The 21,713-nt window shown below is 50.0% G+C and carries 23 protein-coding genes and 1 pseudogene; 13 read left to right on the plus strand and 11 right to left on the minus strand.

Annotation, left to right across the window (positions count from 1 at the left end; translation table 11 throughout):
* Nucleotides 1–49: 49 nt before the first annotated feature.
* Nucleotides 50–1,285 carry a PucR family transcriptional regulator gene (locus ACVX3G_RS03040; RefSeq protein ID WP_020278675.1) on the minus strand — a complete coding sequence of 412 codons (1,236 nt, stop codon included), beginning with the start codon at nucleotides 1,283–1,285 and terminating at the stop codon, nucleotides 50–52.
* Between the two features lie 195 nt (nucleotides 1,286–1,480).
* On the opposite strand from ACVX3G_RS03040, the pseudogene ACVX3G_RS03045 reads away from it, so the two are divergent.
* From ACVX3G_RS03045 to ACVX3G_RS03055, 3 genes and pseudogenes are all read left to right on the plus strand, one after another.
* Nucleotides 1,481–1,765: pseudogene (locus ACVX3G_RS03045) on the plus strand (isocitrate/isopropylmalate family dehydrogenase); the annotation flags it as partial.
* Between the two features lie 92 nt (nucleotides 1,766–1,857).
* Entirely contained in the window at nucleotides 1,858–2,304 is a 447-nt protein-coding gene (locus tag ACVX3G_RS03050) for a PTS sugar transporter subunit IIA (RefSeq protein WP_020278672.1), read from the plus strand.
* Nucleotides 2,305–2,322: 18 nt separating this feature from the next.
* Nucleotides 2,323–2,490 carry a helix-turn-helix transcriptional regulator gene (locus ACVX3G_RS03055; RefSeq protein ID WP_110107477.1) on the plus strand — a complete coding sequence of 56 codons (168 nt, stop codon included), beginning with the start codon at nucleotides 2,323–2,325 and terminating at the stop codon, nucleotides 2,488–2,490.
* Nucleotides 2,491–2,710: 220 nt separating this feature from the next.
* On the opposite strand, the gene ACVX3G_RS03060 is transcribed toward ACVX3G_RS03055, so the two are convergent.
* The 6 genes from ACVX3G_RS03060 to ACVX3G_RS03085 form a co-directional block, all read right to left on the minus strand.
* Complete coding sequence (locus tag ACVX3G_RS03060; protein WP_021321311.1) at nucleotides 2,711–3,931, minus strand: IS110 family RNA-guided transposase; 1,221 nt, start codon at nucleotides 3,929–3,931, stop codon at nucleotides 2,711–2,713.
* A gap of 391 nt (nucleotides 3,932–4,322) precedes the next feature.
* Complete coding sequence (pstA, locus tag ACVX3G_RS03065; protein ID WP_021321312.1) at nucleotides 4,323–5,216, minus strand: phosphate ABC transporter permease PstA; 894 nt, start codon at nucleotides 5,214–5,216, stop codon at nucleotides 4,323–4,325.
* A complete protein-coding gene (gene pstC, locus ACVX3G_RS03070) occupies nucleotides 5,213–6,148 on the minus strand; it encodes a phosphate ABC transporter permease subunit PstC (protein ID WP_020278669.1) in 936 nt (311 codons plus the stop codon). The genes pstA and pstC overlap by 4 nt, the downstream gene beginning before the upstream one ends.
* A gap of 75 nt (nucleotides 6,149–6,223) precedes the next feature.
* Nucleotides 6,224–7,084 (minus strand): phosphate ABC transporter substrate-binding protein, encoded by an 861-nt coding sequence (locus ACVX3G_RS03075; RefSeq protein ID WP_021321313.1) that lies wholly within the window; start codon nucleotides 7,082–7,084, stop codon nucleotides 6,224–6,226.
* Nucleotides 7,085–7,113: 29 nt separating this feature from the next.
* Complete coding sequence (locus ACVX3G_RS03080; protein ID WP_021321314.1) at nucleotides 7,114–8,871, minus strand: stalk domain-containing protein; 1,758 nt, start codon at nucleotides 8,869–8,871, stop codon at nucleotides 7,114–7,116.
* Between the two features lie 512 nt (nucleotides 8,872–9,383).
* Nucleotides 9,384–9,602, minus strand: coding sequence for a DUF7667 family protein (locus tag ACVX3G_RS03085; RefSeq protein ID WP_437435444.1), 219 nt, complete (start codon nucleotides 9,600–9,602; stop codon nucleotides 9,384–9,386).
* 33 nt (nucleotides 9,603–9,635) lie between these two features.
* Between ACVX3G_RS03085 and ACVX3G_RS03090 the strand changes: the two genes are divergently transcribed.
* The 4 genes from ACVX3G_RS03090 to ACVX3G_RS03105 all read left to right on the plus strand — a co-directional run bounded on the left by ACVX3G_RS03090 (nucleotide 9,636) and on the right by ACVX3G_RS03105 (nucleotide 10,785).
* Complete coding sequence (locus ACVX3G_RS03090; protein WP_021321315.1) at nucleotides 9,636–9,962, plus strand: transposase; 327 nt, start codon at nucleotides 9,636–9,638, stop codon at nucleotides 9,960–9,962.
* Between the two features lie 149 nt (nucleotides 9,963–10,111).
* Nucleotides 10,112–10,327, plus strand: coding sequence for a helix-turn-helix domain-containing protein (locus ACVX3G_RS03095; protein ID WP_223812676.1), 216 nt, complete (start codon nucleotides 10,112–10,114; stop codon nucleotides 10,325–10,327).
* 14 nt (nucleotides 10,328–10,341) lie between these two features.
* Nucleotides 10,342–10,617 (plus strand): DDE-type integrase/transposase/recombinase, encoded by a 276-nt coding sequence (locus tag ACVX3G_RS03100; RefSeq protein WP_223812677.1) that lies wholly within the window; start codon nucleotides 10,342–10,344, stop codon nucleotides 10,615–10,617.
* A gap of 36 nt (nucleotides 10,618–10,653) precedes the next feature.
* Nucleotides 10,654–10,785, plus strand: a complete 132-nt coding sequence (locus ACVX3G_RS03105; RefSeq protein WP_020278481.1) for an IS3 family transposase — start codon at nucleotides 10,654–10,656, stop codon at nucleotides 10,783–10,785.
* A gap of 827 nt (nucleotides 10,786–11,612) precedes the next feature.
* On the opposite strand, the gene ACVX3G_RS03110 is transcribed toward ACVX3G_RS03105, so the two are convergent.
* Nucleotides 11,613–11,921, minus strand: a complete 309-nt coding sequence (locus ACVX3G_RS03110) for a hypothetical protein (protein WP_123961348.1) — start codon at nucleotides 11,919–11,921, stop codon at nucleotides 11,613–11,615.
* Nucleotides 11,922–12,764: 843 nt separating this feature from the next.
* On the opposite strand from ACVX3G_RS03110, the gene ACVX3G_RS03115 reads away from it, so the two are divergent.
* The 6 genes from ACVX3G_RS03115 to ACVX3G_RS03140 all read left to right on the plus strand — a co-directional run bounded on the left by ACVX3G_RS03115 (nucleotide 12,765) and on the right by ACVX3G_RS03140 (nucleotide 20,046).
* Nucleotides 12,765–13,961 carry an MFS transporter gene (locus ACVX3G_RS03115; protein ID WP_014197005.1) on the plus strand — a complete coding sequence of 399 codons (1,197 nt, stop codon included), beginning with the start codon at nucleotides 12,765–12,767 and terminating at the stop codon, nucleotides 13,959–13,961.
* A gap of 228 nt (nucleotides 13,962–14,189) precedes the next feature.
* Complete coding sequence (locus ACVX3G_RS03120) at nucleotides 14,190–15,020, plus strand: glycosyltransferase family 2 protein (protein WP_014197004.1); 831 nt, start codon at nucleotides 14,190–14,192, stop codon at nucleotides 15,018–15,020.
* Nucleotides 15,021–15,308: 288 nt separating this feature from the next.
* Nucleotides 15,309–16,691, plus strand: a complete 1,383-nt coding sequence (locus tag ACVX3G_RS03125) for a glycine--tRNA ligase (protein WP_014197003.1) — start codon at nucleotides 15,309–15,311, stop codon at nucleotides 16,689–16,691.
* Nucleotides 16,692–16,899: 208 nt separating this feature from the next.
* Nucleotides 16,900–17,049 carry a hypothetical protein gene (locus ACVX3G_RS03130; RefSeq protein WP_014197001.1) on the plus strand — a complete coding sequence of 50 codons (150 nt, stop codon included), beginning with the start codon at nucleotides 16,900–16,902 and terminating at the stop codon, nucleotides 17,047–17,049.
* Between the two features lie 182 nt (nucleotides 17,050–17,231).
* Nucleotides 17,232–17,867: an FMN-dependent NADH-azoreductase gene (locus ACVX3G_RS03135; RefSeq protein WP_021321322.1), complete on the plus strand. Its 636-nt coding sequence runs from the start codon at nucleotides 17,232–17,234 to the stop codon at nucleotides 17,865–17,867.
* Between the two features lie 310 nt (nucleotides 17,868–18,177).
* Nucleotides 18,178–20,046: a SpoIIE family protein phosphatase gene (locus ACVX3G_RS03140; protein ID WP_110107803.1), complete on the plus strand. Its 1,869-nt coding sequence runs from the start codon at nucleotides 18,178–18,180 to the stop codon at nucleotides 20,044–20,046.
* A gap of 49 nt (nucleotides 20,047–20,095) precedes the next feature.
* Here ACVX3G_RS03140 and ACVX3G_RS03145 read toward each other — a convergent pair whose 3' ends face one another.
* From ACVX3G_RS03145 to ACVX3G_RS03155, 3 genes are read right to left on the minus strand one after another with little or no spacing between them, the layout of a single operon-like run.
* Complete coding sequence (locus ACVX3G_RS03145; RefSeq protein WP_014196998.1) at nucleotides 20,096–20,866, minus strand: sigma-70 family RNA polymerase sigma factor; 771 nt, start codon at nucleotides 20,864–20,866, stop codon at nucleotides 20,096–20,098.
* Nucleotides 20,826–21,314: an anti-sigma B factor RsbW gene (rsbW, locus tag ACVX3G_RS03150; RefSeq protein WP_014196997.1), complete on the minus strand. Its 489-nt coding sequence runs from the start codon at nucleotides 21,312–21,314 to the stop codon at nucleotides 20,826–20,828. The genes ACVX3G_RS03145 and rsbW overlap by 41 nt, the downstream gene beginning before the upstream one ends.
* Nucleotides 21,311–21,661 carry an STAS domain-containing protein gene (locus tag ACVX3G_RS03155; protein WP_014196996.1) on the minus strand — a complete coding sequence of 117 codons (351 nt, stop codon included), beginning with the start codon at nucleotides 21,659–21,661 and terminating at the stop codon, nucleotides 21,311–21,313. Before ACVX3G_RS03155 ends, rsbW begins: the two co-directional genes overlap by 4 nt.
* Between the last annotated feature and the right edge of the window lie 52 nt (nucleotides 21,662–21,713).

The following is a 21,713-nucleotide window of genomic DNA, read 5'->3' on the forward strand; positions in this document are numbered from 1 at the left end:
TGTTCAAAAAAGAGAAAGAAGCGCGTGGGTTTTGTGGATTTCCACAAATTCAACCGCGCGCTTCGTATTTCGCTAATTTAATATCGATGTATAATTTGATTTTTTGATTCATGTCATTGAGATCAAGCTCGGCGATGTCGGCAATCCGCTTGAGCCGATAAGCAAGCGTGTTCGGGTGAACGTTGAGGACGTCGGCGGTTTCTTGCACATTTTCGTTATGGTCAAAAAATGTTTCAAACGTTTTCACCAAGTCGCTGTGATGTTTGCGGTCATAGACTTGCAATTTCTCAAGCGCCGGGTTGGTCCAGCCTCCTTGCCGTTTTTTTTCAAGCAAAAAGTCAAAAAATTGGTAAATACCGAGTTGGGCGTAGCCGTAGACGCCGTTGATGTCATCCCCAAGCTTCTCCTTCAGCGCTAGCACGGCGAGCGCTTCGCGGTAGCTTTTTTCAATGAGGCGATAGACGCTGTACACGCCGCCAAATCCGCACTGCACATCGTGGATGTGAAATCGTTCTTTCATTTTGGCGGCGAACGATTCGATGAATGCACTCAGCTCTTTCAGCGGCTGGTCAGTTTTGGGCGCCCCAAGCAAAATCACATCGCGGCCGTCGGTCGTATAAAGAAGGAGCGGGAGTTGCTGGGTTGTTTGCAATAAGTAGGAAATTTGCCGCTCCATTTCGGCGGTCAAATCGGCGGCAAAGCGGAAAACGACAATGGCAAACTGCGGTGCGGTCGGGATTTGCATCGCGGCGAGATGAGCGCGGATGTCATCTTCACGCGCAATGTGGCCGGTGAGCAGCTTCCAAAACAGCTCTTGCACCCGCTCTTCTTTTTTGTTTTTGCGCATATACAGCTGCAGCACTTTGTTTTTCGCCGCTTTTGCCGCCAGCTTCAGCCATTCCATCTCCTCGGGCGAAAGCGTCCGGTTTGTTTCGAGCACCCAGATGAAGCCGATCACCTCATCGTTTTTCCAGATCGAGACAGCGACGCGGCTGCCGAGGCCCACGTCTGGAATCGGCGGCACGCGCACCGGTTCGCGGCTTTTGAGCAGCGCCGGGATGGCGCCTTGTTTCCATAAGCTGTTGATCACTTTTTCCGGAACGCGCCGGCTGATGATCGTCGCCGTCCGCGCCGGGTCGGTGTAATCATCATGGGCGCTGTAGGCGATGAGCCGATGGCTCGCGTCTTCGATCGTCACCGGGCATTTCAGCACGTCGCTGACGCGGTCGGCAAACTCTTCAAGGCTGTCAAATTCGCCGCGGAACGGGTCGGTATCATAAGACATATTGACTCCCTCGCATCGTCCATATGATTTGTAGTTTCATTTTATCATAAATGTGAATCCACCACCGTTATTGTATGATGAAAGAAAGGAATGGCTGCGCTTTCTGTCCAAGGAAGGAAAGAAGGAATTCTCCCAAGAATGAAAAAATGGGACATTGCCGTCATTCCCAGCGACGGAATTGGCAAGAAAGCCGTTCCCGTGGCGAACACGAACGTCAACGGCAAATATCCGTCGATGTTTGAACCGGTGCACGGTTCGGCGCCGGATATTTACGGCAAAGGTATCGCCGATCCGATCGGGTAAATTTAGACGGCGAAGTTGATGTCTGACCATTTCGTTGAAGAAGAGCTCGGCGCCCTCTTGTTGCAAGAGATCGAGGATGTCACCTCTGACGGCATCAAAACGCCGGATCTTGGCGGCACGGCGACGACGAAGGAAGTGGTGGAAGAAATTTGCCGGCGTCTGCGTGAGCAAGCCTGACCTGTTCAAAAGGGCAAGCGGCACCGTTTGCAGTTTCCTTCTGTTCAGGTATACTTGTTGTCAGACGAACTGAACAGAAAGGATGACGCCCATTGTTCAAAAAATGGTTTGGCAAGCAACAGCCGAAGGAAGAGACGATCACCGCGCCGCTTGACGGGACGATCATGCGGCTTGAAGACGTGCCGGATCCGGTGTTTGCGCAAAACATGATGGGCGATGGTGAAATCATCCAGCTCTTTCCGACGAAACACGCCATCGGCTTGCGTTCGGAAGCGGGTGTGGAGCTGCTCATCCATGTCGGCATCGACACCGTGTCAATGAACGGGGAAGGATTCACTGCCTATGTCAGAGCCGGCGACCGAGTGAAACGGGGCGATCGGCTTCTTTCTGTCGACTTGCCGCTTGTGCGCGAGAAAGCGAAAAGCGCGGTGACGCCGATCATCATCACGAACGGCGACGCCCTCGAAAGCCTCGAGAGAGAGGCCGAGGCATCAGCCAAAAAAGGCGAGACGGTCTTATTTCATGTCAACATGAAATAAGGGCGGTGAGGGGGATGTATGTTTACAAAACGACAAAAAGAGATCTTATCATTTTTAGCTCACAGCAAGGATCTCATTCCAGATGAGTGGATGGCAAAGCAATTAGGAATAAGCGATCGGACAGTTCGTCATGATGGTGGTGAAAAAAATCTCTCTGTTAAAAAATACGGATGTTTTAAATCATAACATATTACCTATATATTTAAGGAGATCATTAATGAAGAGGGTGTCCCAAAAGGATCGAGACACCCCCTTTCGTTTCTATATATGCACGATGACTATTTCTTCCACACTATATTTTGTGTCTATCCTGAAAACACCATTTAAGACAAAAAACGGAGCCCACCTAGCCTTCGGAATCGGATTCCAAAGGAAGGTATTTCAGTATATATATGGTTAATAAGTGCTATGCACTCGTTTTTTCTAGTTTCACTTCGTACCCTAACCCCTCTAATCGTTTCACCGTTTGACGCACGATGCGCGCTTCTTGCTGCCGATCCCAGTAGTCGGCTCCCAACTCTCTATACGGTTCCTTTCGAGTTAAGATATAATAGATCATTTCTAAAATCGTTCTCCCGACCGCGACACTCGCTCGATTCGCTCCTCTTCGTTTGGCGATCCGATGATACTTGGCCGATAGGTACGTGTTCTTCGTTCGGGCGGCGGCACGGGCGCATTCCACGAGGCACGACCTCAGCTTCTTGTTCCCTTTCCTCGTTCGACCTGACAACCGTTTCCCTGCACTCTCATGATTCCCGGGAGCCATTCCGGCCCATGAGGCCAAGTGCGCGGCGGTAGGGAACCGGCTCATATCCGTCCCGATTTCCGCTGCAATTTGTTCCGCGCTTTGCCGCCCCACTCCCGGGATCGTATCGATGAGCTCCAGCGCTTCATGAAAAGGGCTCGTTCGTTCCTCGATTTCCCGATCCAACCGGGCAATCGCTTCATCTAAATACTCCACATGACGCCATTGCTCGGCCAGCATCATGCGTTGATGCGGCCCCATCACTCCTTTCAATGCGCGCCGGAGCTCTTCCGTTTTTTGTTTCAGCCGCCCTTTGGCGAGTTGGGCGAGGGCCGCCGGATCGTCCTTTCCTTCGATAAGGGCGCGAATGATGAGCCGGGCCGACATCCCGTTGATGTCGGATACGACCGAAGAAAGCTTGATATTGGCTCCTTCCAGCACTTTTTGGATGCGGTTGAGCTCCCGTGCCCGTTCCTCGATCAAACTGCGCCGATAACGGACCAGTTCCCGGAGCTCCCGCTGAGCCCGATGAGGGATGTAACTCCCTTTTAGCAATCCATGGCGAAGCAAGTCCGCGATCCATTCAGCATCTTTGACATCGGTCTTTCGCCCGGGAACCGCTTTGATGTGTTGGGCATTGACGACAAGCACTTCGATCGGCTCTGCTTCGAGGAGATTATACACCGGCTTCCAATATACGCCCGTCGACTCCATGGCAACGTGCGTCACCTTTTTTTCTTTCAGCCAATCCACCAACTCCTCGAGATCGTCGGTCAGCGTACCAAACGTGCGAATCTCTTTTCCTTCAGGGGTAAGGGCGCAAGCCGTAATCGATTGCTTATGCACGTCCAATCCGCAACAGCGTTCATACAAGACGCGCATCGGTCTTCCTCCCTGCTTCGTTCTCAAAAACAGCTGGTGCAGCAGCCTTTGTTCAAGCATTCTATCCTGCGTGCTTCCCTCAAGGGAGCGACATTCCGTGGTGCACCAGACTACTGGGGTCTGTCTATCCTTCGGACTTTTACGTACCATAGATACAACGACCTCATGACCCCAGCTGCAAGGAGACCATTCGACAGAAGGTTGTTTTCATCCTTCCGATGGTGACGAAATTTTTTTGTCATGGGAGTCTATCCTCAAAATACCCGAACTCCAAAATGCGTAAAGTGGCAGCGTTCAACATAGGGATATTTTCATCCCTCCGATGGTGACGAAATTTTGGGTCAAGGGAGTCTATCCTGAAGACAGACGGCCTTTTGGGTCAGCCCCTTCATTATCGCTTTTTCCGCTGGCTAAGCCATAGCGGAAAACGAATGATAAAGCTAAGGAACAGCACTAGCAACACAAGGAGGGCGGATGTTTTTTGGGCAATTTGCTGCGCATCGGCCACAAGCGCTTCAGATTGAATGTACCACAAATGGACCGGAAGAGTCGCGCCTTCGGAAAGGAGATGGAAATCCCACATCTCGCCAGATGACGATGTCCCACCGACTAGCAAAATGATGGCGGATTCGCCAAATGCTCGGCATGCGACAAGGCTGATGCCGGTCAAGATGCCTTTCATGGCGGCAGGGAGCACCGTTTTGACAATGGTCTGTGCTTTGGTTGCGCCTAAAGCGAAGGAGGCTTCCCTCCAAGCGGAGGGAACCGCCGTGATCGCTTCTTCGGAGACGCGGGCTAAAACTGGTAGATTGAGCAATGCTAATGTGATGGATGCTCCTAAAATGGTCACGCCGATTTGAAAGTATTCCACAAACAAGGCGTAACCGAATAGACCAAACACAATCGACGGGACAGATGCCAAGCTTTCAATGGCCGCCCTCACCCATTCCATGATTCGGTTGTTTGGGGCGTATTCCGCTAAAAAAATACCGGCTCCAATTCCGATGGGCAACGACAAAAGCAATGATAACACGAGAATGTAAATCGAGTTCCATAAGAACGGTCCAACTCCTCCTCCAGCGTCGATTTCTTCGGGCAGTCCAATGAGGAAATGGATGTCAATGTCCGACAACCCTTTTCGCACGATTATATAAAGAAGGGATAAGATGATAAAAAAGACGGTTGCGGAAATGATGCTGATCATACCCAGTACGAGTCGATTCATGAGACGACGGATACGGAGCCGACTCATTTTTCCATGAAGGCCAAGGGCTTGATTGTTCATGATGACGGTCCTCCTTTCAGCCGCAAGCGGCGAATAATCATAATTAAAGAAATTGAGATGAAAAGCAGCAAAAGCGCCATCATATAAAGGGCATGGTTGGTTGTTGATTGAAAATCGACGTTTAAAATTTGCATCACGATATGGCTGGTCAATACACTTGATGGAGTGACCAAATCAAATCCCCATTGCGCCACGTTGCCGATGACCATCACCACGGCCATTGTTTCGCCAATGGCGCGTGCCATACCGAGGATGACAGCAGCCGCAATCCCAGATTTGGCGGCAGGAAGCAACACTTTTGCAATCATTTCTATTTTGGTTCCTCCAAGGGCATAGTTGGCCTCCCGCCATTCGTTGGGAACCGCGCAAAGCGCATCGTCGGTGATGCGGGTGATGGTAGGCAAGATCATCATCGATAGCACGATCGCTGCCGCAAGAATTCCATCTCCCACTGGAGCACCCGTAAGCTTACGAATCCATGGAACGAGCAGGGTGGCTCCCAAATACCCGTAAACAATGGATGGAATGCCGACCAATAAATCAAGCAACGTCCGAAGCCATTGTTGAAGCCGGGGAGGGGCCATCTCCGCAATAAATATGGCTGTCAAAATGGAAATCGGTGTGGCCATCAACAGCGTCACGAACATTAAATATAGCGTTCCGGTGATAAAGACGGCAGCGCCGTATCGATGATGTTCCGGATCCCATCGGGAGGAAAAGAAAAATTCCGACGGAGATATATCTCGAAACACGAGAAGGCCTGTTTTGCTGACGAATAGAACGATGGCGCCCAATACGACAATCAGAAATACGATGCTCGTTAAGCAAAAAAAACGAAACAGGCGGTCGGACCTATATTTTGTGATCCAGCGTTGACGTTGAGCAGTCAACAAGTGGGTGGCCTCAGTCCAATCAGGAGACAGCTTTTCCATTTTCCTTTCCCCTTTCTTTCATCGAACGGAAAATCAGCCTCTCCGCCAATATAAGGAGAGGCTGAAAAGAGGTCGTTATTTCACGGGAATGAATTTTAATTTTTTCAAAGAGCCATTTTGGAACTTTTTGCTTAAAATATAATCGATAAAAGCTTTGTCCGCGCCTTTGGCTTCCCCTTTGGTCAGTAAGTATCCATAGCCGTAAAAGATGTATTTGCCGCTGGCGGCATTAGCTGTGGTTGCTTTGACACCGTTGATGCTGACGGCTTTAATTCCGCCTTTCACATACGCCAAATCAACAAATCCAATGGCGTTTGGATTCGACGCAACGGCATTCACCATATCCCCTGATTTTTGCACTTCTTTATAGTTATCTCCTGTCGTTTTGATAGTATGGCCGTCCATGATTTTGTCTTCAAAATTGACGCGTGTTCCAGATCCTTTGGCTCGGTTGATGACGACGATTTCTTCATCTTTTCCGCCTAATTGTTTCCAATTTTTGATTTTTCCTTCATAAATGTCTTGGATTTGTTCGACGGACAGGTTGCTGATGGGATTGTCTTTGTTGACAATGACAGCGAACGGAATTTTGGCAATTTTGTATGCTTTTAATCCTTTATAAGCGGGGAACCCTCCGACCGCTTTGGTGGCATCCCAGTCGCATGCTCCGATGGTGGCGACTCCTTTTGTGACAGACTGCGGACCGGCGATGGAAGAAGAGCCGGAAACCACAATTTTGACTTTTGGATGGCTCTTTTTAAATTCTTTTGCCGCTTGTTGAGTTAACGGCAACAAAGCTGTGGAGCCGGCGATCACAATTTTTCCAGATACTTCAGCGGCATCGGCGCGATGCTCGGTGGCGAAGGCTGCTCCGAGCAACAACGTGGATGAAAGAACAGCAGAAATGACTCTTTTCCATAATGTGCTGCGTTTCATAAATCTCCCTCCATCATCATGTTTAATTGTCATTTTGTAAGATTAATCCATGCACCATGGCGAAGAAGCGATACTTTTTCTCCACCGTCGGTCGCCATCGTTACCGCAATTTGATCGTCATATGGTGATGGCGCAATCGAGGTGATTTCATTTTTCGTACTTCCCATTGTTGTCCACGATTTGGTAGATGGATCGAAGCAGCGGATTGTGTAAAGGTCATTTGCTTCAACAACAACGTAAATGCGGCTTTTGACAACCGCCATGTCAATGATGTTCTGCTTATCAAGCAATGTTTGTTCTACTCCGTTTCGAATCACTTTCAATGATGGCGGACTCATTTCATCATCCGTTGCGCTTACATATACGATGTCATGGTTTGATAGAAACGCGCTGTCAACCTTATTGTCTGGCGACGAAGTTAATGGTGTCGGCTGTTTTGTTGGTGAAGACAGGTCGACAAGAATCAGCTGCGGATCGGTTCCGCTTGTATCAATGGAATCGACATCGGTTTTTTGATCGTCCGTGTAATTCGTTTTCCCTTCATTCGCTACTGTGTATAATAACTTTGTTCCATCGGAAGAAAGACGAAGATCTGTTTTGTACTTCACTTTGTCATCAATGAGCTTGGTGACGGTTCCATTGTCTAAGGCAACGACCGCGACCGCCTCATTGTTGCTGCCGTAAATGCAATAGAGTGAGCGGCCATCGCTGGACCAAACGAGATCGGTTTTGACCTCATCGTCTTCTCCGATTTGTTGGACCGTGTTGGAAACGAAGTCTATGACAAACAAATGACCGTTTTCATCGACGTAAGCAGCTTTTTTTCCATCATGTGATAACGTAAGATCCATTTCATTGATGGAACGGATGGCCGTTCGCGAGCGAATGTCCAAAAGCAGTGAAGAGGCTTCATCCGGCCGGCTGATGAGCAATGTATTTTGATCGATCCATTGTGGATTGATGCTCGTTCCTTTGATGAAACCAGACGTGGCGATAAATCGATCTTCCTCCTCGATATCTCCCCCTAGTGCATAGACGATGGCGGACAGATTGATGTACGGCACCCCGTTTTGAATGAATGGCGCGGTTGGCAAGGAGGTTTTTTTGCCGCCGGCGTTCAATACATAACTAAACGGGTGGAAGAGAATTGTCCGGTTGCCTTTTTCCACCTTAACCATGCTCGTTTTTTTGTCAACGTGCACAGTAGCGCCAAAAGCAGCGGCAACATCATTGACGGAATAAAAAGATGTTTGTCCTAACACGAGACCGTGAATCGTGGCTGTGGAGCCGTTCACTTGCCATGTCTCGCGAAATGGGCGCAAGCTGCCGGATGTCGACACGATGGAGACGCCAGCTTCTGCTTTCCATTGTCCACCTAAGAGAGCGGCGATTTGCTTGGCATCGACATACAGTTCTTGACCAAAACGCTGTGGGGCGACAGACAATGAAACGGATTTGCCGTTCACCAATGCCGCTTTTTTCCCTATCTGAAGCACGATCCGTACGTTGGGAGATGTGCGTCGAATTTCATAATATTGGTGTTTTTGATCATACCGATAATCGGCTGAAAACAGCTTGGCCATATCGCTCCCCGCCAATAAAACAGTTCCCGAACGATGGAGCGAACGGACCGTCATCAATTTGCCGTTGACATTGACAATATAGTGAGATGCGGATGTATTCTTCTCCACTGCGGCATAGGCATGTCCATCGAGCGTTGTCCATGATGAGGTGGAAGCCGCTAGCAAAGCTGTTGCCATGACAGTTCCGGCAATGATTTTTTTCACGAGAGCCTCTCCTTTCTATTTTTCCTTTTGCATGAGAAGTTGGTTTCATTGTTCGATGGAAGGCGATCCTCCTTTCCATTCAAAGGATTTAAGAAATTTTTCCTAAGCATAAACGATTATATGAGAAAAGTGTAAAATGAATATTTTGTTTTATTTAAAGTGTATTAATATTTTGTGCCTTTTGTGTTAATTTCGCTATGCAACGCATTTCTAGTTCCAATATGATGAGGAATGAATGGAAGCTCCAGCCCTTTTAAGCAAAGCGATTGTTATAGGCTAAAATGAACAACATCACGGAAAAGTTCCATGGGCAACACGATCTGCCCTCCACCCGGGGATGAAAATCACCGCTGGCTGACGGGATTTTCACGGAAAAGGAAAGAAGAACAGATTTGAGGTTGGCCAAAAGATGCACTAGCGCCTGTCAAACAAAGTGCGGCTGTTGTGTGTTTGGTTGTACTCGTCATGCTGCTACTGGAGCCGGATCAACCGGAAAAAATGTAGTCATTTTTTCATCTCGACAATTTTTTCAGCCTCGCGCACAACTTATGCTGCCACCCAACGTCGCCGGTCATGCCGGCCAGCAGCGACAGTTTTTTGAGTTTCGCGATCTCCCCATACTCTCTTGACATTGACAGAATCGTTTGGTGAAGATTTGGATGTTTTGAAGAAAAATAAACCCGCCTTCGTGATATTATCCCTCTAGTGTAGACAGTTGGGAAAAAGCCCATACTGTAAACAAAAACACTGGAGGGATTATTTTTATGTTCGAAATGAAAAAAACACGAAAAGGAAAAACCACGTATTCACCGGAATTTAAGCTAAAGGCTGTCAAGATGTACATAGAAGAGGGATACGGATATAAGCGTGTATGCAAAGAATTAGGAATTCCTAGCACCAAAACTATCAGGCTTTGGGTGAAAAATTACGATGAGACAGGTCTTGACGGACTGGAAGAACGGCGCGGAAAATCCAAGTCCCCGCTAAAGGGAGGACCAAGAAAAAAGAAGTTACGTCTGGAAGAAGAAAATCGGAGACTGAAAGCAGAGAATGAATATTTAAAAAAGTTGCGATCCCTCGCAAGGAGGTGAAACCGGAAGAACGATTTCAGATCATCCAAGAGTTATCCGTGACATACCCCATTTCCTTACTATGTGAAATGGCAGGAGTCACAAGGGGTGGTTACTATAAATGGTTAAACCGACGGGGAATGATGACGGAGAAGCAAAAAGAAGATGAGATGGTAAAGCGAATGATCTTGGAATGCCATCAAGAGGTCAACGGGATCTACGGGTATTATCGTGTGAAAGCGTGGCTTCAACGGAAATATGGGAAGGTAGTGAATCATAAAAGAGTCTACCGACTAATGAAAGAATTGGGGATTAGAGCAAAAATCCGGCAAAAAAAGAGAAAGTATAAAAAAGCACGGAGAATATCGTTGTTTCGAACGTGTTGAACCGCGATTTTACAGTGACCGAGGCCAATCAAAAATGGGTGACGGATATTACGTATTTGCCGTTTCAAGGAAAATATTTATATCTTTCGGCCATTAAAGATTTGTACAACAATGAAATCATTGCGTATCGCATCAGTCATTCTAATAATTTGGAATTAGTGATTGATACCGTAAAAGAGGCCATAAAAAAACGAGATGTGCGAGGAGTCATTCTCCACAGTGACCAAGGCTCGCCATACACATCTCGTCAATACCATAAACTGCTTAAGGATCATCCACATTATCCCTAGTATGTCCAGAAAAGGGAATTGTTTAGACAATGCTGCATGGAAAACTTTTTTGGACATTTGAAATCTGAAGTGATGGACCTTCGCACCTTTCGAACGGACGAGGAAGTGATTCTGGCCATAGACCGGTATATGCATTTTTATAATCATGAGCGTTTTCAAAAAAATTAGGCTACCTCAGTCCTGTCGAATATCGAACCACCAAGGTAGCTTAGCAGACGAACGGATGATATGGACTCCTTCTTCAGCTTACCAACCGTTAAAGTTGAATGAAGGGGAAGTTGTCAAGTGCTTTCCTTGACAGCTTCCCCTCATTCAACTATCCTGCAAGCAGCTGAAGAAGGTGGGCGTTTTTCATACTGTCTACTTGACAGGGATATGTTCATCGACATGGGCGGGTTTTTTCTGTCAATCCAAATACTTCTCGCATAACGATACGAACTTTCCATCTGACTTTAGCCCTTCCAAAATGCTTCTCAACATTGCACTTCTTTTGGGAAGCTGCTTCTCGAACTCTGCGACAAATGTGTCCTTGTCCCACTGTGATTTGCCAGCGTGATAAAACAGCTTTTCCAGGCGTTCCAACTCGTCGGCAGTAAAGCCAGTGGCTAAGGCCAGAATCGCAAAGCTTTTGTGCTCCTTGTTCACCATATCTAAGAGTAACGTAATTGCGTCGGTGGCTATATAGGTGCAATTTGAATCTTTAACATTTGTAGTTTTTACAGAGCGATTGGATCGACTGTCGGGCGAGCGAACAATGCCGCTTCCGGAACCATGCATGGGGCTGCGAAGCGGGTGATTGTTCGGTCACCGCCAGTCGAAAAGTGGATAAGCGACTTTTCCGTCAATGATATGTTAAACTTTTTCGTTGCATGTATATAGACTCAATTTTGCTTCAAGATCCTTGATTCTTTCCTCGTTCATAGCACCCTCCTTGTACTATAGTAATACCCAGTCTACGAATTTTGAAATGACCCAACCAACCTGTCTCGCTGTACTCAGTGGTACTCCCAGATCATATAACGCCCGCTAACTTGATCTTGAATGATTTGGATAGAAAGGTCTTTCCAAGAAGCTATAGTCCGCAAGGTATCAGTAATATTATCGGTATATTCCCTGATAGTATCTGCTACCTTTTTACTGCCGTAGTCCTCAACAAAGTCGAGCAATTTTTTAATGGCTTGCGATTCCAGCATGTCTGCTAACGTCAATACCGCTTTCTTGAGAGCTGCAGTTTTGATACCCTGTGTTTCTACCTTTGGCGACACTGTGTTGACCTTCGCCACAGAAGGGGTGAGTTGTGACACCGTGTTTGTCTCTGCGGCAAAAACAGAAGGTAGGTACTGCTACCGCCAAAACAGACAGAGCTAAAACAGGAGATAAAATTCTTTTGAACAACTTCATAGACAGCTTCATAAATTCCCCCTCCCTTTTATCGGCGAATCCGGCCCTCCGCATGCCCCACGATGCTCAATGGGATGATCTGTGTGGAGTTTTCATAGAACTTTTGACGCTACCTTTATCGGTTTATTTATTTCAATGAATACTATAAAAGGTTAAAAAAGTAAAAGTATGTCGCAATTTGTCGTTCACAAAAAGTTCATATAACCTATATTAGTACTCACATTTCGTACCCTAACAGGGTTGAAAGAAAGGATTTTTTGTTTCGTTTTTTAGAACAACTTTCCGACCAACACAACGAGTGATGAAAATCTTTTTTTACAATCTATGGTCATTTCGTATCACGTTATACGTAAATGCTCTCATCCATGCTCAATCCCTGCAGAATACTTCCTTGTGTGTCAAGGATTTATTCGACATTTGAACGAAAAAATCCTCCCGATTTTTGTCGGAAGGGTGCGAAATGTGAGGTCGAAATCAACATCATGAATAAGGGAACGAAGAAAGGATTTGATGCTTTATCAAAAGGTTGTACTGGCGTCTATCATGAAAAGCATGGCAGCTGATTTTAGCCGAACTTTTTGTTCCAGCCATGGAACGATGGCTGGATCGCGATGTTGGTGTTTGATCCTGTTATTCAAGGCTTCGAGCTGATTTTTCGCAAAAATTATCAACCGTATAGTGCACAGGCCAACGGTTTTCTTTTATAATGAATATGTCTTGACATTAATAATGACAGGAGGATACACATGAACGAACCGACGATTTCCCAGCGCAAGCTGTTAAGCATTGCCGGTCTCGGTTGGCTGTTTGACGCGATGGATGTCGGCATGTTGTCGTTTTTGATGGCCGCCTTGCAAAAAGATTGGAACTTGACGGCCGGGCAAGTCGGCTGGATCGGCAGCGTCAACTCGATCGGCATGGCGGTCGGGGCGCTCGTGTTCGGGCTGCTCGCCGACCGGATCGGCCGGAAAAACGTTTTTATTTTCACATTGTTGCTGTTCTCGCTTGGCAGCGGGCTGTCGGCGCTCACGACGACGTTGGCGGCGTTTTTGGCGTTCCGCTTTTTGATCGGCATGGGGCTTGGCGGTGAGCTGCCGGTCGCGTCGACGCTCGTTTCGGAGGCGGTGCCGGCTAAAGACCGCGGACGGGTTGTCGTGCTGCTCGAGAGCTTTTGGGCGGGCGGCTGGCTGTTGGCGGCGCTCATCTCGTATTTCGTCATACCGGCTTACGGCTGGCGGACGGCGTTATGGCTGGCGGCGATCCCGGCGCTGTATGCGATCTATTTGCGCCTCCGTCTGCCTGATTCGCCGCGGTTTGCGGCCGCGCAAAAAGAGGAGACGGTGTGGAGCAATATCGTCAAAGTATGGTCCGCTCCCCATCGGAAAGAGACGGTTATGCTTTGGTTGCTTTGGTTTTGCGTCGTCTTTTCGTATTACGGCATGTTTTTATGGCTGCCGAGCGTTATGGTGATGAAAGGGTTTAGTTTAATTAAAAGCTTTGAATATGTGCTCATCATGACGCTGGCGCAATTGCCCGGCTATTTCAGCGCCGCATGGCTGATCGAGCGGGCGGGGCGGAAATTTGTCTTGGTGACGTACTTGCTTGGCACAGCATTGAGCGCTTACTTTTTCGGCACGGCCGAGTCGCTCGTCGGGCTGATGGCATCCGGCATTTTCTTGTCGTTTTTCAACCTCGGCGCTTGGGGAGCGCTGTATGCGTATACGCCGGAGCAGTATCCGACGTCGATTCGTGCGACCGGCGCCGGCATGGCGGCGGCGTTTGGCCGCATCGGCGGCATTTTTGGCCCACTGTTGGTCGGCTCGCTTGTCGCCCAAGGGGTGTCGGTGACGGCCATTTTCACGCTGTTTTGTCTATCGGTCCTTGTCGCCGTTTTGGCGGTCGCGGTGTTGGGCAGCGAGACGAAGCAGCAGGAGCTTGCATGAGGAAAATCGTTGTAAGGGACATTCTCTAAGACAGATCTCTCATGAGAGTTGCGGGCTTTGGTTCGTGGCGCTCGTTAGGGGAGGCACGCCGAAATTGACAAACAAACGGCAGGGGCGGTACCTTAAGGGTAAGCCCCTTTTTTGATTGGCCAAGCTTTTGGTGGGTGTGCGCATCGACGCCCGCGGACGCCAAGGGGGAAAGCCAGTGCGAGAGGCGGTGAATCAATCTTGCGTCCGTCCGTGTCTGTCGTTATTCCGACGTACAATCGCCCGTATCCGCTTGCCGAGCTGCTCGAGTCGTTAAGCCGGCAGACGTACAAGCCGTTTGAGGTCATCATTGTCAATGACGGCGGCGTTCCGGTTCATGATGTCGTCGTCTTGTACCCGGAGCTTGACATCCGTCTCATCGACCGCCGCGACAACGAAGGACATGTCGCGGCCCGCAACGCAGGCGTCCAAGCGGCGCGCGGCGAATTCATCATGCTTTGCGACGACGATGACTTAGTGTTGCCGTGCCATCTCGAGCGGATGGTCGCAGCGCTCGAGCATGCGGACTTCGCCTATGCCGATGCGGAAATTGTCCAGTATCGGGTGGAAAACGATCAGCGCGTCCCATCCGCCCGTTTTTTATTTGCCTATGAGTATGATTTGGAAGCGATGCGGACGTTTTCGACGTACGTCCCGTCTGGAAGCGTGTATCGAAAATCGCTCCATGACGAGATCGGCTGCTTTGACCCGTCTGTCCACCATTATTGGGATTGGGACTTCTTTTTGCGCGCGGCGGTCGTCTGTCGCGTCGCCCGTGTCGCGGCGGCGACGGTCTTGTATGCATTCAGCCCGGACGGCGACAACGTGTCGCGACAGGTAGGCGGCAAGCGGCGCCAATATTTGCGGCGGCTTTGCGAGAAGCATGGGCTCGGCGACTTGCCGGTGAAAAACTTTTGGCTCTTGCTTGACGAGCCGGAAGTCGCGAAGCGCCGGGCGGACACCGAAGTCATTTGGAACGGTCAGCCGATCGTGTCGCGGTTTTGGATGCAAAAAAAGGCAGGATGGCGTTGACAAAAGGTTTTGGGGTTTGTTATGATAGTGGACAAAATCATATATGGATCGCGATGACGGATCAATAGTAGTTAACCCTCTCTTCCCAAGCGAGCCGGGGACGGTGGAAGCCCGGCGAAGATGGTTAATGAAACGGCAGTCCGGAGCGGAAATGGCAAAAAGGGGATGCGTGATTTGCGCATCAACTAGGGTGGAACCGCGGGAGCTACGCTCTCGTCCCTAGGCGTCAGGCCTAGGGGCGAGGGCGTTTTTGATTGGTGGACATCACATTGAAGGAGGATGAACACGATGGCTGTCACAATGGAAGAAATCGTCGCACATGCCAAGCATCGCGGCTTCGTTTTTCCGGGGTCGGAAATTTACGGAGGGCTGGCGAACACATGGGATTACGGCCCGCTTGGCGTTGAGCTGAAAAACAACATTAAACGGGCGTGGTGGAAAAAATTCGTTCAAGAGTCGCCGTACAACGTCGGGCTCGACGCCGCCATTTTAATGAACCCGAGAACGTGGGAAGCGTCCGGCCACTTAGGCAACTTCAACGATCCGATGGTCGACTGCAAACAGTGCAAAGCGCGTCATCGCGCCGATAAGTTGATTGAGAAGGCGCTCGAGGAAAAAGGGATCGAGATGATCGTCGACGGTTTGCCGCTTGCCAAGATGGATGAACTCATCAAGGAATACGACATCGCCTGTCCGGAATGCGGCAGCCGCGATTTCACGAACGTTCGCCAGTTCAACTTAATGTTCAAAACGTACCAAGGCGTCACCGAGTCGAGCGCCAACGAAATTTATTTGCGCCCAGAGACAGCGCAAGGCATTTTCGTCAACTTCAAAAACGTCCAGCGCACGATGCGCAAAAAATTGCCGTTTGGCATCGCGCAAATCGGCAAAAGTTTTCGCAATGAAATTACGCCGGGCAACTTTACGTTCCGCACGCGCGAATTTGAACAGATGGAGCTCGAGTTTTTCTGCAAACCGGGCGAAGAGCTGCAATGGCTTGAGTATTGGAAGCAGTTTTGCAAGGAGTGGCTGCTGTCGCTTGGCATGAAGGAGGACAACATCCGCCTGCGCGACCATGCGAAGGAAGAATTGTCCCACTACAGCAACGCCACGACTGACATCGAGTACCATTTCCCGTTCGGCTGGGGCGAGCTGTGGGGCATCGCGTCGCGCACGGATTACGACTTAAAGCGGCATATGGAATACTCGGGCGAGGACTTCCATTATCTCGACCAAGAAACGAATGAACGCTACATCCCGTACTGCATTGAGCCGTCGCTTGGCGCTGACCGCGTCACGTTGGCGTTTATGATCGACGCCTATGACGAAGAAGAGCTGGAAGACGGCACGACCCGGACGGTGATGCATTTGCATCCGGCGCTTGCACCGTACAAAGCGGCTGTCTTGCCGTTGTCGAAAAAGCTCGCTGATGGGGCGCGCCGCATTTACGAAGAGCTGGCGAAACATTTCATGGTCGACTATGATGAAACCGGCTCGATCGGCAAGCGGTATCGCCGCCAAGATGAAATCGGCACGCCGTTTTGCATCACATACGATTTCGAGTCTGAACAAGACGGCCAAGTGACCGTGCGCGACCGCGACACGATGGAACAAGTGCGGTTGCCGATTGGGGAGCTCAAAGCCTTTTTGGATGAAAAAATCGCTTTTTGATGACGGGAACGCCGGGGCATTCGTGAGGCCCCGGTTTTTTATCGGCTTTTTTGCCAAACAAGGAAGCAGGCGATTGAAAAAAGTCTGGAAACGGAACCGCTTTTATAGTTAAAATTTCAAAAAACCATCGAATTTCCGCCGCATAAATGGTAAAATAGAAGCATAGACTAGTTCCTGCATCCTGCACGAATCAAGGGGGTTAGCCATCATGGAAGGAAAACCGATCTATTACGATGGCAGTGGCCATCAGCCTAGTGACGCCGGCGAAAACGCCGCGAAAAACGAACCGTTTACGTTGACGGATGAAATAAGAAAACAAATTAGCGGCAATCCGTTTGCTGTTGAACAAAGCGAATAACCGATCCGCACGCCAATTGCCTCAAGGGCAATTTTTTTTTGGGCAAATGATTTGCCAAATTCGCATCATCTTTCTATAATTATCTCTTGTTCGAGATATTTGAAGTAGAGGTAAAATGCATGTCATGTTTAAAAATGGCAAACACTAAAATGCTCAGATCATCAAGAAAGGGAGTATGCATCATGACGAAAGTATTGTACATCACCGCCCATCCTCACGACGACACGCAATCGTACAGCATGGCGGTTGGAAAGGCGTTCATTGAGACGTACAAACAAGTGCATCCGGACCATGAGGTGATCCATCTCGATTTATATAAAGAATACATTCCGGAAATCGATGTTGACGTATTCAGCGGTTGGGGCAAACTTCGCTCCGGGAAATCGTTTGAAGAGCTGTCTGATGAAGAAAAAGCGAAAGTCGGGCGGATGAACGAACTGTGCGAACAGTTTATTTCCGCCGATAAATATGTCTTTGTGACGCCAATGTGGAACTTTTCTTTCCCGCCCGTATTGAAAGCGTACATTGACGCCGTGGCGGTGGCCGGAAAAACGTTCAAGTATACAGAACAAGGGCCGATCGGGCTGCTCACCGATAAAAAAGCGCTCCATATTCAGGCGCGCGGCGGATTTTATTCGGAAGGCCCGGCGGCACAAATGGAGATGGGACATCGGTATTTAAGTGTCATTATGCAGTTTTTCGGCGTGCCGTCGTTTGAAGGACTGTTTGTCGAAGGGCATGCGGCGATGCCGGAAAAGGCGGAAGAAATAAAAGCGAACGCCATCGCCCGAGCGAAAGACTTGGCTCACACGTTCTAATGAGACGCTTTGAATAGGTTGGCGATTTCGAAATGTCATGAGAAATGACGCTTCACCGTCTCCGCCGGCGCGGCCGGCCTCATGATGTCGATTTCAAAATTGCATGGGAAATGACCGCGGTTGAGGACGCTCTCTGTTTAGAGAGCGTTCTTTTTGTTGTTCCGGCGGCGGAAGCGAAAATGAGGAGGCGGCGACGTTCGTATGCGATTGATGTCCAACGTATGGTATAATAAGCCATATAGCCGTGAGGAGTGGAGGTTCACCATTTGTGAACAAGGATCAACGATATCAGCCAGCGCGTTGGCACGGCATGGCGGCAACGCTGGCGGCCGGGCTGTTTGGCGTGCTTCTGTTCGCTGGCGGTCAGCTGCTGCTTTTACCCGAATTCTATCATCCTATTCATCTTTCTTTAGGGTTTGCCGCTGTCGTCGTCTGTTGGCTTGTCGCCTTGCAAGGATGGGCTGTATTTCCGCATACGCTGTCAACCGAGCGGCTCATGATGGGGGCGTTGTTTTTTTCTGCGGGGGCGCTCTTTTCTGTTCATTTTGTCCTTTCCTTCACAGAGGATGACGTTTTGGCGGCGCTATTTTCGCTCGCTGCCCGCTTTACGCTTGCTTGGGGGCTGCTCTTTCTCTTTTCACGGCCCGATGAGGTGATGGAACGGCAAAGCGGGCAACGCTGGCAGGCGTTTTTGGCCGCGTTTTTGTATACGGCGGCTGTTAGTTTGTTCATCCATATCACGTCCCTGTTTTGGCCGGCGCATGGGACGAGCCGCTGGCCGTTTTGGTGGCGCGCAGGGGAAGGAGCGGTCGGTTTGCTTGATGCAGCGGCGGCCGTGTTCGCATGGCGGCGTTTTCGGCAAGGGAGGGCTCCCGCTTCCCTATACTGGTCTATGGCGCTTCTATTATTTGCCCTCGGTCAATGGTTGCTCATGCTTGGCAGCGGGTACGGGCTATGGGGGCAGCTTTATGAAATGGCTGGATTTTTGTATGTCGTGCGTGCCATGTATATGGAAACGGTGGAAAAGCCGTACGTGGAGCTGAAGCACCGTGAACAACAGCTCGAGATGATGGCGAATGCCCTTGGAGAAGGATTGCTGATGGTGAATCGCGACGGGCAAATCGTTTGGATGAATCCGGAGGCGAGCCGGTTGATCGGCGCCACTTTGGAAGAGGCGAAAGGCAAGCCACTGTTTTCGTTTGTCTCGCTCGCGGGGCCAGACGGCGACAAGTGGGATTGGAAGCAGCTGCGCCGCGTCGTCAAACGGCTGAAAAGCGGCGAGGTGATTCGCGTCGAGGAGGAGCCGTTTCGCCGCCGCGACGGCGTCTGCCTGCCAGTCGGTTATACGCTGGCGCCGGTGTTGGAAAACGGTGCGCTGGCGGGGCTTGTCGCCGTCTTGCGCGACATGACGGAGAAAAAAGAGAAAGAGCGGCTTGAGCGTGAACGCGAACAACTCGACTTTGAACTGTCGCTTGCCGCAAATATGCAGCGGTCGCTTTTGCAGACATCTTCGAAAGTGAACTTGCCTTCGTACATCGACATCGGTGTCCTCAGCGTCCCTGCCCGAGTGTTGAGCGGCGATTTTTATCACTTTGCTGTCCATCAAACATCGGTGTCCGTCGGCATTGCCGATGTATCGGGAAAAGGCATTCCAGCGGCGATGCTCATGACGCTGATGAAATTTATTCTGGACCGGACCGTCCATTACGGAACACAGCCGCACGTATATCTTGACCTGCTGAACCGATTCGCCTACGACTACACGGAGCCGTCGATGTTTGTCACGATGTTTGTCGGCAATTACAACGAAAAAACACATACGTTCTCGTACGCGTGCGCTGGACACGAACCGGCGCTTTGGTATCGGGCGAAAACGAAGCAATGCGTGCCGCTAGGCGCCAAAGGCTGCGCGCTCGGCTTGTTTCCGCAATTTTCATTTGAGACCAAATCGGTTGTGCTCGAACCAGGCGATTTTGTGCTGCTGTACACCGACGGGGTGACGGAAAAGCGTACCGAAGAGGCGGACGATGACTTTTCCGTTCTCGCCGCGATGGTCGCCCGCGTCAACCTTGATCAGCCGGCGCCGGAGATCGTGCGCGAGTTGTACGAGCATATTCAAGCGTATCATCAATACGAACAAAAAGATGACCAGACGTTGTTGCTGCTGCGCCGCCGCTAGCATGGGCAGTTCGACTGCTTGATGCGTAAGGCGGCGCGATGTTTGACCGTTATGGCGAATAGGCGGCGAGCTGCCGCTTCAATTTCGCGATGGCCCGCTTTTGAATGCGGCTGATTGTCATTTGCGAGACGCCGAGCCTCTCGGCTAACGAGCGCTGCGTTTCCCCGCGCCGGAAGATGGCGTCGATGACGATTTGTTCTTGCTCGCTCAGTTTGCCGATCGCCTGCTCTAAATCCATTCGCTCGATCAGTGACTCGATTTCGTTCGCTTCATCAGCGACGAATTCACCGATCGTCGTCGCATCCTTTTCCCCATCTTGCACCGGGGCATCGAGCGAAACGGCTTGGTAATGGTCCCGTCCGGCCAAAATTTCGATCGTTTCTTCGACCGATAAGCCTAAGTGGCCGGCGATCTCATCGAGCGTCGGCGAACGCTCGAGCTTGACGGTCAGCTCATCGATCGCCTGCTGCACTTTGCTTCCTTTTTCTTTCACCTTGCGCGGTACTTGGATGTACCATGCTTTGTCGCGCAAATAGTTTTTCATATAGCCGATCAAGCTTTTCATGGCGTATGACTCAAAGCTTGCACCTTGGCTCGGGTCATAATGATCGAGGAGGCGCAAAAACGACAGCCGTCCGATCTGAAACAAGTCTTCGTAAAAGTCAGGGCGGCTGCGCGCCATTTTTTTCGCTGCGGCCGCAATGAGCGGCTCGAAGCGCACGAGCAAGGCGGTCGCCGCTTCTTCCGTTTTTGTTTGTTGATAGGCGGAAATGAGGGCGTCAAGCTTGCTCTTGGACAGAGGAGGGGGATATACAGTCATGGGCATGCTCTCCTTCGCCGCGATGGCGGAATTTCGTCAGGCGGACTTCCGTTCCGCCCTTTGTGGTGACGGTGACATCGTCCATGAGCGCTTCCATCAAAAACAGGCCGAGGCCGCCAGCTTTGACGTCTTCAAGCGGCTTCGCGGACAGGGGCGCTGCTTGCTTGGCCACCCGTTTGTAATCAAACCCTTTGCCCTCGTCTTTAATGATGATTGAAAGTGCATCGGCGCGCATCTCAAAGCGAAGATGAATGACGCCGCCCCTTCCGTTGTACGCATGCAAAACAGCGTTGTTGCACGCTTCTGAGATGGCCACTTTCATATCTTCAATCTCTTCATAGGAAAATCCCATCTTGGCGGCCAGCCCGTATAGCGTCAAACGAGCGACATCGATAAACTGCGCATCAGCAGGAATCGACAGCTGTACGACGGTTTCATGCTCTTTCATGATTGCCCCTCGATCCTTTCTGTCGTGTCATTCATTGTCGAAAACAAGTAGGATACGCCGGTTAAATCAAACAAGCGTTGGACTTTCGGCGGCACGTTCTCAATCATAAACGGCGCTTCTTGTTTTTTGCGTGTTTTCAGCAGTGCGACAAACATCCCGATGCCGGTGCTGTCGATATACGACAACTCTTCAAGGCGGATGACGAGCGGCTTCGACGCATCGCCAGCGAGCGGCTCGACGGCGCGTTGAAACTGTTCGGCCGTCGCTAGATCAAGCTCCCCTTTTATGTATACAACATGCCGATCCGGCTGTTCATCATGCACGATATGAAATCGTTTCCTGTCCATAGCCGTTCACCTCACATAATCAATGAGTTAGCTGGATGATGGTGCGGGAAGG

Source organism: Geobacillus sp. PLS 41, assembly GCF_056494105.1.